The following is a 12,062-nucleotide window of genomic DNA, read 5'->3' as shown; positions in this document are numbered from 1 at the left end:
ATTTCGGAAAGGGAACGGATTTCTGAAACGACTGGAATGTTTTATAAATAAAAAACTGCAGGCAATCTCGCTTTCTTCGATTTGAAAGGATCAAACCGGTATATAACGGAATCATTTCTTAGGAGCGTAATCTGAAAAGTTATTTTTAAACCCTCCAAATTTATCGGTGCAGTTCCCTGACATATATTTTTATGTTTCTTTCTAGAAAAAAGAGGAAATAGTAAAGATACAATTATATTTAGAGGGAGCTCATTTATGGTAAACAAAATAAACGAAGAACTAGAAGCTTATTGCGCGAGTGAATATTCAAAGCTATCACGGGTGATCGTCTGTGAACCTCGTTATATGGAAATCCGGGAGATCATTAACGAAACACAAAAAGAGTTTCAAGAGGAAAATATCGATCAAGCACTAGCCTTGAAGCAGCACACCCAATTTACAAAGGCACTTGAACACGAAGGAATTGAAGTCATAAAACTTACGCCTCAATTTACATATCCAGAACAAGTTTTCACTAGGGATATCGGTTTCACTCTTGGCAATACCGTTTATGTGGCTGAGTTGGCAACAGGTATCAGGCAGGGTGAAGAACAAATATTGAAATCCTGGCTCGAAACGAATGGCATTTCATATTTCAACCTACTCAAAAATCATATTGAGGGCGGGGACGTCCTTATTGACGGAAAGACCATCTATATTGGAATCAGTGAAAGAACGGATGAAACTTCCGTCAAGCATCTTCAAACCTTATTACCGGAATACGATGTCATCGCGGTTCCTTTCATTGAAACATTCCTACATTTAGATTGTGTTTTCAATATCATATCACCGACAGAAGCGCTTATTTTTCCAGAGTCCTTTACAAAAAAAGAAATGGATTTATTATCTTCACGTTATGACATGATCGAAGTGACTAAAGAAGAACAATTCACATTAGGAACCAATGTGCTTTCGATTGGGAATAAAAAATTATTCAGTCTTCCATGTAATAAACAGGTAAATAGTGAGCTTCGTAAACGCGGATACGAAGTCATCGAAGTCGATATAAGCGAAATCATCAAGTCCGGCGGCTCCTTCCGTTGCTGCACTATGCCACTATTGAGGACAACGAATAAGAAGACTGATTCAGCCTGAGCAAAATGAAAGAACCCGGACTTGTATGGAAATCCGGGTTCTTTCGCCTTTTTTCAAAAAAGGTGTCATAAAACAGGAAGGAATAAGGGTTTAGTTCTTTTTTTAATGCCTCGATTCCATCCATTACACTTTTTCAAATAACTCTGTTGATATTGAGGCACATGAGAGTTCTAATGTTAATGCTTGTCTGGAGGCCTTTTCATTTATGCAGCAGACTTAATAAGATTTTTGAATCCTTTCTATTTAACTGTACATACTTACTGTGTTCATCCTTCGTCAATTCTACAATCTTTCCATCAGGATTGACCCAAACATAATATACGGTTAGTCTACCTTCGTTTTTCTCATCATTAAAATAAAAGATGAAGTCCGCCTCAGGATGATCTTCAGCCAACGCGAATTCTTCCCAATCTGCATTTCTTACTATTTCTTTTGTTTTTTCTGTTTTCCCCATTTCTATCTTTTCTTTATATGCTTCGAATTTGTAGTGTTTACCTTCATACTTTTGAACGGAAATATGTTCTTGCTTTGTTGTACAGCCCGAAGCTAACGTTATTGATAATAGGCTAAGTGCAACAAGCAGCTGTTTCCTTTTCATTAATGTCATCTCCTCATACCCAATGGATTAATTATCCAATATATTTCATTATACTTCTCCACGCAAAAGAGTAATAGGTATGTTTGTCGATTTATTAACCAAAAAAACTTAAGCTTTTGGCTTAAGAGTTCTTGACCCCTTGTATCCCTTGGACCTGCATTCAACCATTCAGAAAGTAGTTGATGCAGCCTTCCTTCCATTTCATCAAAAGCACATACTTGCTTATATTGCATTTAATTCCATTATTAGCCGACAATAAAGAACCCTTTTAAATTGATAAGCCTTCCCCTATTGAAAAGACTTAGCTAAAATTTGATAATATTGAAATATCCTTGCTATAATTTCATGGGATAGCGTTTAGAAAAAAACAAGATTGAAAGGGGAATGTAAAATGAATTATGTAAAAAATCAGCTAACAGTCATGCGCGGCAATCTTTTAAAAGAAATCGATGGAATCAAACCAGAGTTTATGGATGTACAGCCTGAAGGTTTTAATAATACAATCCATTGGCACCTTGGACATGTCCTTACTGCAGCCGAAAAATTTTTATTGGACTCCAATAGTGAATTGCCAGCGAATTACGGCCAACTATTCGGATATGGTTCAAAACCAGCGGACTGGACTGGGGACGTACCTACCGTTGAAGTATTAAAGCAACAACTGCATGAACAACTCAATCGACTTCTTGAAATTCCAGAGGAACGATTGACTGAAAAAACACCACAGCCTTTCAACGGAATGGAAACAGTGGGGGAATTCATTAATTTTGTAGTGCTCCATGAAGCCAATCATATTGGACAAATTCACGCAATGAAACTCTTAATCCAATCCAATAACTGAGATTAGACCATAACTGTCACTCTGTATTTCTTGAAATAGGAGTGGCATTTTTTTATTTTTCACAGTCAAATATGCTGTTTCAATCACTAATTGCCTCTGACATGGGAGTATGGGTGCTTTTATCTGAGTTCGAGCTTTTATCGTGAGTTCGAGCATCCACTCTTGAATTCCGAGCGTTTTACTCGTGAGTTTGAAACAAATACTCGTGAATTTCGAGCGTTTACTCGTAAATATAATCAAAAAGAGCCCCCGCTCTATGAGCGAGGGCTTTCATCTGTTCATGCGAAGTGAACGTCTCTTTAAGTCATTTGGTTATCCATATAATCACTGTATGCTTTTTCCGCTGCGGCTTCCGAAGTGAACAAAGCATCATCGTCCTCAATCGTATGAAATGTATCGTTCAGGAACAAGGCAACTGCATTTGGATCTTTGGGATGCTGAACGATTTCCGCCGCCCTTATATTCGAAACGGTAGGAACGTGGGGATTATTATAAATCACAAACACCTCGTCACCGACTTGCACTTCTTTTGCATTGATTACACCCATTGAATTCTTCCTTTCCATTACTGAGTTTACTTTAGCTTATGGAAAGAAGCTTATAATTATTTATGAAATATGACAGGCCTAAAAAGCGGAATTATCTGAATGGGGCCCCTTCTATATGAAGGAGCCCCGCCATTCACTTAAGCATATTCATCTTTTGTAAAAAATCGATTGGATGCTGTTTCCGGAAGAATTCCCTCAGCATATAGGCAACACCATCTTGGTCATTGGAGCGCGTCACCCATTTAGCCACTTTCCTTACTTCCTCATCCGCATTGCCCATGGCAACTCCCAGACCGGAACCGGCAATCATCTCGATATCATCCAATCCATCTCCAATCGAGACGATTTCCGTTCTTTTCACCTCTAAATGGTCAGCTAAATACAATACACCGCTCCATTTAGAAACACCCTTCGGAACGATTGTCAGCTTATGTCCTGGATGCAAGATTGCATCAACCTCAGGGAACATTTCCTTTATCAATTTCAACATATCATTTCGAGCACTTTTTTCTGGAAATATAATGTCCATCTTCGTCGGGGCCATCGGCTGGTCAATAAGCTCTTCACTGATATCATCCACATAATTTTGAGCATAAATATTTTGATCATTCAAATACATTACCGATTTACCAAGCAAATTCTCCGGGAGGTTCACCCGATTGCCCAGCGAGTATTTCTCATGAATGAGCAATATTTGGCACGTTGTCTTTTCAAGCATTTGCACGAGCTCTGCAGTCAGTTCTTCTGATATTCTTTTTACCATTATCGGCTTTTCTATGGAAGCTCCGACAAAGGCTCCTTGCTGAGCAACGATCATCGGATTTATTTTTAGGGCTTTGGCCACTTTTTTTGCTGAGTGATAGTTTCTTGACGTCACAAGTGCAACATGGACACCTTTTTGGTGAACATAATCTATTGCTTCTTTGGTCGATTTATTTAAACGGCCATTCGACTGGAGCAATGTCCCGTCGATATTGACCGCAAGTAGTCGATATACCATGCTGATCTCCCCCATCTGTAGTATCCTCTTTCCAAATTTATGACTAAAATTTCGGGAATAGAACAAATAGTGGTTCACGACCCTTGCAACGGTGCTTACAGGAAACAAAAAAACCCCCAACCATTATGGAAGGGAGTCTGTAACTTCTTATTGCTGTTGTTCAGGTAAGCCATATAAATCTTCAAGCGGCTTCATGATAATTTTATTGAGGTCTGCTATGACCATGCTCATCCGTTGTTCAGCTTCCATCAATTGTGAAATGGTTGGGTTTTGTTGGACAAGCTGTACCGTCTTTTGTGCTTGCTCAACCTCTTCCGGTGCAATCTCCTGTCCCATCATTTGCTTTTGCTGCAATGTCATCTGCAAATTACGGAAGTTTTCAAACATTCCTTTTGTTGCTTCATCAGAATTGACAAGATCATATAAGCGTTGCAAATCGGCATATTCATTACTTGCCCTAATTGCCTTTTCCATTTCATACGCTGCATCATATACGTTACTCATTTATTTCCCCTCCCGGTAATCATTGTATTCCTACACCTTTTCCACTATAACAAATCCGATTGCGAATTACACGTCATCCTATTAAAACAGTTACGAAACCTTGAAATAAACCGATTATTCCACCAAGCAAAGCCCCAAGGTAGATGATTATCGACAATTCCTTCTTAGTGATGGAAACGATCATTTCCTCAAGTCGGGAAATGGAACCGGCTTATTCATGATCGAAGCGACAGGAAGCATTTCAGCCGTTTTTTCGTTATATCGTTTCTCTTCCGCCCATGTTTCATTTTTACCAAGAAAGAATGTTTGTAATCTCTGTTCTAACGTAAATGAAGAATTCTTCATTCCCAGTTGATCAAGCATTTGAGCAGTACTTTTTTCCAAGGACAATGCTTTCTTTACTTCTGCCTTCACGAAAATTTTCATATTCTGTATAGAGGCATCTGATGACTTTACTTTGAATGCACTCTGGCGTGATTAAATGATCAACACCAATTTGCCTAACTGTTGCCTAACACATTCTGCCGCTTCGGAATCAACACTGTGTCATAGGCAGCTGTTTCCCGAAAATATAGATTGGTTTATAAAGTCTGAACAGCATTGTGATAGCTAATAATTTAGTGAAGCCACCTATTACAGCACCTAAGACGACCATACAGTATCCTTAACCAAAACTCCATGAAATTTCTCCATTTATTGCTTTAAATAGAGGCTTGATGACACCTTCTAATTAAAAGAACATAGAATGTGTTATCCACATTTGCCCATCATTTAATTATTAAAGGATATTAAACTTAGTGCAAACGGGGAATTATTATGAACCTTAACCATCAGAAAGTTTTCATTACGGTAAATCCCGCAGAGACGCGAAAGAAGGCGCTACTGTTTATCGAGGAAAAACTATTTGAGGAATGGGGCCTTCAATTTGGAGAACCCGTAACGATCATGGCTGGATGCCGTTCGGTCCCGGTACTTGTCCAGCCATTCCCGTCATCCCAGCCTACATTGAAACTTTCATATGATATGAACCAAACTTTATCCTTACCCAGTTTTTGCGATCCAATCTCCGTCTCATACAATGCGGAAGGAAGGTCAATTAAAATAGGCCCTTTCTTCGCTTCACTCATGAACCAGACTCCCTTGCAAGACGGGACATTCGGTGAGATGGAAAAATTTTATCAGGAAATGAAATCATATTGTAATCAGCAAGGAATCCCCTTCTATTTAGTAAAATTGCAGTCTCTTCAAGAAGGAGTTGTGGAAGGATACCTGCCTGGGCAAGATGGCTGGCAAACCTTGCACCTCCCCATTCCTGATGTGTTTTATAACCGGATACATTCGCGCAAACTTGAGGAATCGCATTCTTTCAAGCTGTTTAAAACTGAACTGGAGGAACGGTCGATACCGATGTTCAATGGAAGGTTCCTCTCCAAACATGATGTACATGAACTGCTAATCTTAGAAAATGAGCTGTTGCCAAATTTGCCGGAGACGATACTTTTTAACGAAATGGAATCTTTCTTGAGGTTTATAGAAAAGCATTCGGTAATCTACTTTAAACCCGCATCAGGCAGCCAAGGCAGGAATATATGCAGATTAACGCAAGTAGCTGGAAAATGGAAAATCGAGCAATCCGGAAATCTCCAGGATGTGCATTTTGCTGATACGGATGAAAAGTTGTACGAAACCTTAAAAAGGTTTTCCAGAAAACAATCCTTCATTCTTCAAAAAGGGATTTCCCTATTCGAAACCGATCAGAGAAAAGTTGATTTCCGTATACTTCTTCACCGGAACGAACTGCTTGAATGGAAAGTTTCTTCAATGGTTGCCCGGATTGGGGACCCTGGCACTATCGTTTCCAATCTTGCACAAGGCGGCTTGATGAAAAATGGCCCGGATTTTCTAAAGGAAGCATTTGACCTTCAGAACGCCAGCCGCATATATCAAAAGCTCGTTCGGCTGGCTAAAAACACTGCCCAGGCCTTGGTCGAAAACCATGAAGATTCATTCGGGGAGCTAGGGATCGATTTAGCACTGGATACCGATACCCATCCATGGATCATCGAAGTGAATTCAAAGCCTTCGAAAAAATTTCAAGGCAACTATGAAACCTTTCGTCCATCAGTAAAATCCATCATAGATTTCATGCTTGCCCTTAACCGCGAAAACCATCCATAAAAGGAGTTGCTAGCACGTGTTAATAGGATTAATGGCCGCGTCGGATACACATGAAAACAACTACTTCACCGAAATAGCCAAAACCGCAAAATCATTTAATATGAAAGTTTGTAAATTCTCACCGGAAAATATTGATATGGATCTGAAAAAAGTCCGCGGCGAGCGTTTTGATGACGAGAATGAAACTTGGATCGCCGCATCTTTTGATATACCTGATTTTGTTTATGATCGCTGTTTTCACGGATTAGTCCGGGAGTCAACGGAAACGCGGCACAAAATCGATTGGTTAAAAGATAACTCGTATTTCTTGGGGCTTGGCCTTCCTGGTAAGTGGGAAGTGTATCAAATCCTAAAAAACCATCCACACCTACAGGCATTTTTTCCAGAGACCGTACAAGTGACGACACCTGAAGATATTACCGGTCATTTGGAACGCCTGGATAAAATCATCATCAAACCTGAATTCGGTGCAGGCGGTACAGGGATCTATCTGCTTTCAAAAAACGAGGACGGCACCTTGGTATCCATGACGAAAAAGGGCACCAAATATGACCGACAATTCCCCTCCAAATCTCAGCTTAACAAATGGCTGCAGCATTTATTAAATCGATACCGTTACCTCTGCCAGCCATATTTGGAGCTTTGCAACCAAAATAACGAGCCATTCGATTTACGGATTTTACTTCAAAAAAACGAGAAGAATCAATGGATGGAACGTGGCCGCGGAATTCGTACGGGACAAAAGGACGGAATCACCTCAAATCTTGCCACAGGCGGGGAAGCCATTTCATTGGATAATTTCATCAAAAGAAACCCGGAAACGATTTCGATTGCCGTCGAACAAAAGATTCAGCATATCCTTCGCACCCTGCCGGCTGAAGCCGAAGCTGTCTTTGAAAGGTTATTCGAGTTGGGGATCGATATAGGCATCGATAAAAAAGGCCAAATATGGATAATGGACATTAACTCGAAGCCCGGAAGGAAAATCATTCAGGCACTACAGCCGGAGACCATGAAAGATATTCATCGCGCACCGTTTCAATATAGCCAGTATTTAGCCGAACATCTTCAGAAAGCAGGTGAATAGATAGTGAGAAAGACTTATCCTGCCGAAATTGCCGCTATCCCCGGCAATGTTCTCTACTACCCTTCAGAGCTTGGAGATTTGGCAGAGATTGAATTAATTTATTTCGGACGACATTCATGTCCTGCCACCGTCAAACAAAACCCGGCCGTCAATCAATCAATCGTCCTTTCGGAAAGTCTTGCGGAATCTCTAATATTCGATCATACCGATATTCCCCTTCATTTATTCATTTACGGCAAGAGCATTCATATCGGACCGCTGGTCGGAATCTTTTCATCAGGCTTCACCGGCATTTCAAACAAACCATTGGGCGAGAGATCGGATTTTTTCGCAAAGCTCCTTTCGCTTAGCAGGACCACAGGCTGTATCCCCTTTGTATTTGGGGAGAATGTAATCAATTGGGATGAGGAGACAATCAAAGGTTATGTGTTTGATAACGATGACTGGCACATTAATGAATTTCCTTTTCCTAATGTCATCTATGACCGGCTCCCAAATCGGTTGACGGAAAACCGCGATGGACCTAAAGAAGTGAAGCAGAAATTTCAAAAAGAATATACCATTCCATGGTATAATCCTGGTTTTTTCAATAAATGGGAGGTAAATGAAAGGTTATGCGCAGATGAGCGGGCACTGCCATATTTGCCGGAAACGTATCCATTTCAATCCATGTCCGTGGTGGAAACCCTTCTTTCCCATTACCGGCAAGTTTATATAAAGCCCATTCACGGCAGCCTCGGCCTAGGGATTCATCAAATTCTTTATGATAAGCATGAGAATGTTTACTATTGCCGCTATACAAATGAAGCAAAAGAAAATAAACTGCAAAAGTTTTCCACACTGGAATCCATCGTTAAACATATTTTTCACGACCGGCCGCTTGAGAATCTTATCGTGCAGCAGGGCATCCCATTAATTCGATCTGAAAAACGTCCAGTGGATTTCCGGGTCCATACGAACAAGGACAGTAATGGAAAATGGCAGGTAACCGCGATCGCCGCAAAAATCGCCGGTGCCGGCAGCGTCACGACCCATATTAAAAGCGGGGGTGTGATCAAAACGGTTGCCGAACTGTTTGGAGATGACGGTGAGGCCAAAGAAGTCGAACGAAAGCTATCGGAAGCCGCACTGATTTTAAGTGACAGTATAGAAAAGAACTTGGACGGCATCGTTGCAGAAATAGGATTTGATTTTGGATTGGATAAAAAAGGGCAGGTTTGGATGTTTGAAGCCAATTCCAAACCGGGACGTTCCATCTTCTCCCATCCAAAACTCAAGGATTTCGAATTGCTGACCAGAAAGCTTAGCCTTGATTACGCCATTTATCTTACGGAACAGACGATTACGAAATCAATCAGTGTGCCGCGATGAACATTTTTTACGATATCCCCACTGAAAATTGGTACCACAATCAAGAAAATGCGGAACTTTTCGCCGGCTCTGCCGAAGAGGTAATCAGCTATAATAAGGATCATACGAATCAACCCCTAATTCCTATCACCATATTTCCAGGTAACCGGATGCTTGCCGTCGGCATACTGACTGTTTCCAATCCCAAAAAGGAATCAGGTTTGGGTGGAAACCTGACCCTTTTTCGGGACCTATCACTATATTTATTGAAACATGGAATATTGGCGTATGTATTCACAGAAAAGGCCCTTCATTCCGAATCGATGAGAGGGTATGTTTTTTCCTCCATTTCAAACAAGTGGATCGAATGTAAAGTGCCCTTCCCTGACATCGTCTATAACCGAATCCCCTCTAGGAGCTATGAGGCGTCAGGAGAATTCCAACAGCTCATCGGATATTTTAAAGAATCTCGAATGAATCTTTTCAACCCCTGTTTCATAGATAAATATGTGATGTTCGAAGCATTGATGGAAGAAGGATCCCTCACCAATCACCTTCCGCCCACCATGGTCTTGCGAAACAGCGGCTGCCTTGATGCTTTCCTGGAGACCTACAGGCATATATACCTTAAACCTTGCAAAGGAAGCCAAGGTAAAGGCATTTATACCATTATCAGAAATGATGATGATACACTATTGTTCAATAGCTTAAAGCATAGTGAGTCCTTCCCGGATTTCGCGTCATTCTGGGAAACAAAAAAAAGGGATTTATTAAAAAGGAGCTACCTTGCTCAACAGGCGATCATTCCAAAAAAACTTTTTGGACACCGTTATGATTACCGGATTCTGGTCCATTATGAAAAAGGTTTTTATAAAGTGACCGGCAAAGCGGTAAGGATGTCACAAACTCAGGAAATCACCACCCACACTCCCCAAGGGGGTAAGATCTTTCCTTATCAAGACCTGCAATCAAGAAGCCTGAATCGAAAATTAGCGAAAATCGCCCAAAAAAGCGGTGAGATACTTTCAAAAAAAATCGGATTTCTCGGAGAGTTTTCCATGGATATAGGGGAAGACGAATCAGGATCGCTCTTCATATACGAGGTGAACTCAAAGCCCATGCAATTCGATGAGGAGGAAATTGAAACAAACAGGCTTTTGCATTTAAAAAATCTTTTTATTGAATTAACTTTTCCCAGCCTGACAATTAAATAGCACCTCCAGCTGCCGTTTTCCATTATAATTAAATGAGAAACTGTATATATGGAGGTAATACATATGATTACTCATTTTCAATGGACACCACTGCATAAGAATCTGCCAGGATGGAAAATTTCCTTTTATTTCAACAAGCAGGCAATCCAAGCCTTGTATCATAAAGATGGATCCATCGAGTGGACAGCCAATCCGCCTTCCGAAACAGATGAAGCCAAACTTAATAGCATGATACATGATTTAATGATCTTCCATGTATATGAATGAACCGCCTTTACATTCATGAAATCCCTAAACAGAATAAAAAAAACTCCTTTGCCTAAACTAAAGAAAAGGCTAGGAGGGATTTATTTTGGATAAAGAAAAAATGACATTTTTGAAGGATACCGAATATGATGGCAAGGACTCCGTTTACCTTGATATCGACCGTATCATCAATGAAGGAATGGCGGGCGGAAATGTGTATGAAGTCGCTAACCTTCAGAACATCGAAGAAGCACATGATTTTTATGATGAAACAGATCCCAATATCAATAAATGAATTATGTGGGCTCTCTTATGGAGAGCTCTCCTTTATATCAGTCAGACCGTTAACATTCAAATTGTTCGATTCTCCCTGGCACTCAAAATATTTTCGTTTAATATCGATGTAATGATATGCTCTGAATCCCATTCATGCCCAGATATCTCGATAAGAGGATAGCGATTCGGTAAAACGACCTGCTGGATTTCATGAACGGTCAGCCCTTGAGAATGCAGGCGTAAAATTTCACCTTGGAGGTTTTCCAAATAATCCAACTTTTTCCTGAACATTTCCTTTCCATCAGGGACATGCCCAGCATGGCAGCAAAACACTTCCCCGAAGTCATATTGAAGTAATCTTTTTATGGAATCAATGATGACCGGGATAGACTCTTCCCGTAAGACAAGCTTTGTCTTTGGTGTTACGAAAAGGTCTCCTGAAAAGAGCACTCCATTACTGTTATTCAAATACACCATATGGTCCTTCGCATGGCCGGGGGTAAAAATCGGCTCCCACGCTTGGGTGCGTGAATGAATGACCTCCCCTAGCGGCTCAGCTTTAAAGGCGTCTCTCTTCCCCCAGAAAATTTTGCGATATTCAGGATATACAGCATCCTTTGCACAAACCTCAACCGACATCGGGTGAATGAAAAGCGGCACCTTTTTATGTTCCTGTATCCATGCAGCGCCCCCCGTATGGTCTTCATGATAGTGAGTCAGGGCCACTGAGTCGAAGTCTGCGGACTCATAGAACGGAATAAGCTCTTCCAGTAAAATCTGTGCGCCAGTATCTATCAATAGTCCATCCGTTAAAAAAACATTAACACTCATCCCCGACTTGTTCCCGCCAGGAGTCCCATGCACACAAACCACATCATTTATCGTTTTAATTTCTATCATTCAATCGCCTCCCCATCATTGTACAAAAATAGTTTTATCTTCCTTTTTTTAACTTTACTATAATAAATGTAGTACCACTTTACCTTTTTGACAAGGAAATGTTGGTATAATTAACCTGGATGTAAATGCTGGATTATTGTATAATATCCCGGCCTACATCCAACTCAAACCATTGAAATACGCTCA

Annotated in this window: 16 protein-coding genes; 8 read left to right on the top strand and 8 right to left on the bottom strand. The window is 40.6% G+C overall.

The window, feature by feature from the left end:
• The first annotated feature begins 255 nt into the window (after positions 1–255).
• The gene (locus LQ188_RS15420; protein ID WP_202190619.1) at positions 256–1,134 is read left to right on the top strand and encodes a dimethylarginine dimethylaminohydrolase family protein; all 879 of its coding nucleotides are present in this window, start codon (positions 256–258) and stop codon (positions 1,132–1,134) included.
• Between the two features lie 199 nt (positions 1,135–1,333).
• Here LQ188_RS15420 and LQ188_RS15415 read toward each other — a convergent pair whose 3' ends face one another.
• On the bottom strand, positions 1,334–1,732 hold the full coding sequence (locus tag LQ188_RS15415; protein WP_230177335.1) for a hypothetical protein: 399 nt from the start codon (positions 1,730–1,732) through the stop codon (positions 1,334–1,336).
• Positions 1,733–2,123: 391 nt separating this feature from the next.
• On the opposite strand from LQ188_RS15415, the gene LQ188_RS15410 reads away from it, so the two are divergent.
• The gene (locus LQ188_RS15410; protein WP_230177333.1) at positions 2,124–2,573 is read left to right on the top strand and encodes a DinB family protein; all 450 of its coding nucleotides are present in this window, start codon (positions 2,124–2,126) and stop codon (positions 2,571–2,573) included.
• Between the two features lie 299 nt (positions 2,574–2,872).
• On the opposite strand, the gene LQ188_RS15405 is transcribed toward LQ188_RS15410, so the two are convergent.
• The 6 genes from LQ188_RS15405 to LQ188_RS15380 form a co-directional block, all read right to left on the bottom strand.
• A complete protein-coding gene (locus LQ188_RS15405; RefSeq protein ID WP_101224199.1) occupies positions 2,873–3,121 on the bottom strand; it encodes a transcriptional regulator SplA domain-containing protein in 249 nt (82 codons plus the stop codon).
• A 133-nt stretch (positions 3,122–3,254) separates the two neighbouring features.
• Positions 3,255–4,121: a Cof-type HAD-IIB family hydrolase gene (locus LQ188_RS15400; RefSeq protein WP_101224440.1), complete on the bottom strand. Its 867-nt coding sequence runs from the start codon at positions 4,119–4,121 to the stop codon at positions 3,255–3,257.
• Between the two features lie 147 nt (positions 4,122–4,268).
• Positions 4,269–4,625, bottom strand: a complete 357-nt coding sequence (locus LQ188_RS15395; RefSeq protein WP_101224200.1) for a YlbF family regulator — start codon at positions 4,623–4,625, stop codon at positions 4,269–4,271.
• A 73-nt stretch (positions 4,626–4,698) separates the two neighbouring features.
• On the bottom strand, positions 4,699–4,809 hold the full coding sequence (locus LQ188_RS15390) for a hypothetical protein (RefSeq protein WP_101224201.1): 111 nt from the start codon (positions 4,807–4,809) through the stop codon (positions 4,699–4,701).
• Positions 4,806–5,009 carry a hypothetical protein gene (locus tag LQ188_RS15385; RefSeq protein ID WP_230177331.1) on the bottom strand — a complete coding sequence of 68 codons (204 nt, stop codon included), beginning with the start codon at positions 5,007–5,009 and terminating at the stop codon, positions 4,806–4,808. Before LQ188_RS15385 ends, LQ188_RS15390 begins: the two co-directional genes overlap by 4 nt.
• Positions 5,010–5,545: 536 nt before the next feature.
• On the bottom strand, positions 5,546–5,752 hold the full coding sequence (locus LQ188_RS15380) for a hypothetical protein (RefSeq protein WP_230177329.1): 207 nt from the start codon (positions 5,750–5,752) through the stop codon (positions 5,546–5,548).
• 37 nt (positions 5,753–5,789) lie between these two features.
• Here LQ188_RS15380 and LQ188_RS15375 point away from each other — a divergent pair, with 37 nt between their 5' ends.
• The 6 genes from LQ188_RS15375 to LQ188_RS15350 all read left to right on the top strand — a co-directional run bounded on the left by LQ188_RS15375 (position 5,790) and on the right by LQ188_RS15350 (position 10,995).
• Positions 5,790–6,803: a YheC/YheD family protein gene (locus LQ188_RS15375; RefSeq protein WP_230177327.1), complete on the top strand. Its 1,014-nt coding sequence runs from the start codon at positions 5,790–5,792 to the stop codon at positions 6,801–6,803.
• A gap of 16 nt (positions 6,804–6,819) precedes the next feature.
• The gene (locus LQ188_RS15370; RefSeq protein WP_101224204.1) at positions 6,820–7,890 is read left to right on the top strand and encodes a YheC/YheD family protein; all 1,071 of its coding nucleotides are present in this window, start codon (positions 6,820–6,822) and stop codon (positions 7,888–7,890) included.
• Positions 7,891–7,893: 3 nt separating this feature from the next.
• A complete protein-coding gene (locus tag LQ188_RS15365) occupies positions 7,894–9,261 on the top strand; it encodes a YheC/YheD family protein (protein WP_101224205.1) in 1,368 nt (455 codons plus the stop codon).
• A complete protein-coding gene (locus LQ188_RS15360) occupies positions 9,258–10,454 on the top strand; it encodes a YheC/YheD family protein (RefSeq protein ID WP_230177325.1) in 1,197 nt (398 codons plus the stop codon). Before LQ188_RS15365 ends, LQ188_RS15360 begins: the two co-directional genes overlap by 4 nt.
• A gap of 63 nt (positions 10,455–10,517) precedes the next feature.
• On the top strand, positions 10,518–10,721 hold the full coding sequence (locus LQ188_RS15355; RefSeq protein WP_230177323.1) for a YheE family protein: 204 nt from the start codon (positions 10,518–10,520) through the stop codon (positions 10,719–10,721).
• Between the two features lie 85 nt (positions 10,722–10,806).
• Positions 10,807–10,995, top strand: coding sequence for a hypothetical protein (locus LQ188_RS15350; RefSeq protein WP_053534060.1), 189 nt, complete (start codon positions 10,807–10,809; stop codon positions 10,993–10,995).
• Positions 10,996–11,051: 56 nt separating this feature from the next.
• On the opposite strand, the gene LQ188_RS15345 is transcribed toward LQ188_RS15350, so the two are convergent.
• Positions 11,052–11,876, bottom strand: coding sequence for an MBL fold metallo-hydrolase (locus tag LQ188_RS15345; RefSeq protein ID WP_230177322.1), 825 nt, complete (start codon positions 11,874–11,876; stop codon positions 11,052–11,054).
• Positions 11,877–12,062 lie beyond the last annotated feature (186 nt).

The organism is Peribacillus sp. Bi134, assembly GCF_918698065.1.
Classification (GTDB): Bacteria; Bacillota; Bacilli; order Bacillales; family DSM-1321; genus Peribacillus.
Note: the sequence above shows the minus strand (reverse complement) of the source record. Positions and strands in the feature narration are given on the sequence as shown.

Coding starts and splice junctions, on each gene's coding strand:
- LQ188_RS15420 (WP_202190619.1), top strand. CDS start 256: ATGGTAAACAAAATAAACGAAGAACTAGAAGCTTATTGCGCGAGTGAA.
- LQ188_RS15415 (WP_230177335.1), bottom strand. CDS start 1,732: ATGAAAAGGAAACAGCTGCTTGTTGCACTTAGCCTATTATCAATAACG.
- LQ188_RS15410 (WP_230177333.1), top strand. CDS start 2,124: ATGAATTATGTAAAAAATCAGCTAACAGTCATGCGCGGCAATCTTTTA.
- LQ188_RS15405 (WP_101224199.1), bottom strand. CDS start 3,121: ATGGGTGTAATCAATGCAAAAGAAGTGCAAGTCGGTGACGAGGTGTTT.
- LQ188_RS15400 (WP_101224440.1), bottom strand. CDS start 4,121: ATGGTATATCGACTACTTGCGGTCAATATCGACGGGACATTGCTCCAG.
- LQ188_RS15395 (WP_101224200.1), bottom strand. CDS start 4,625: ATGAGTAACGTATATGATGCAGCGTATGAAATGGAAAAGGCAATTAGG.
- LQ188_RS15390 (WP_101224201.1), bottom strand. CDS start 4,809: ATGATCGTTTCCATCACTAAGAAGGAATTGTCGATAATCATCTACCTT.
- LQ188_RS15380 (WP_230177329.1), bottom strand. CDS start 5,752: ATGAGTGAAGCGAAGAAAGGGCCTATTTTAATTGACCTTCCTTCCGCA.
- LQ188_RS15375 (WP_230177327.1), top strand. CDS start 5,790: ATGGAAAAATTTTATCAGGAAATGAAATCATATTGTAATCAGCAAGGA.
- LQ188_RS15360 (WP_230177325.1), top strand. CDS start 9,258: ATGAACATTTTTTACGATATCCCCACTGAAAATTGGTACCACAATCAA.
- LQ188_RS15355 (WP_230177323.1), top strand. CDS start 10,518: ATGATTACTCATTTTCAATGGACACCACTGCATAAGAATCTGCCAGGA.
- LQ188_RS15345 (WP_230177322.1), bottom strand. CDS start 11,876: ATGATAGAAATTAAAACGATAAATGATGTGGTTTGTGTGCATGGGACT.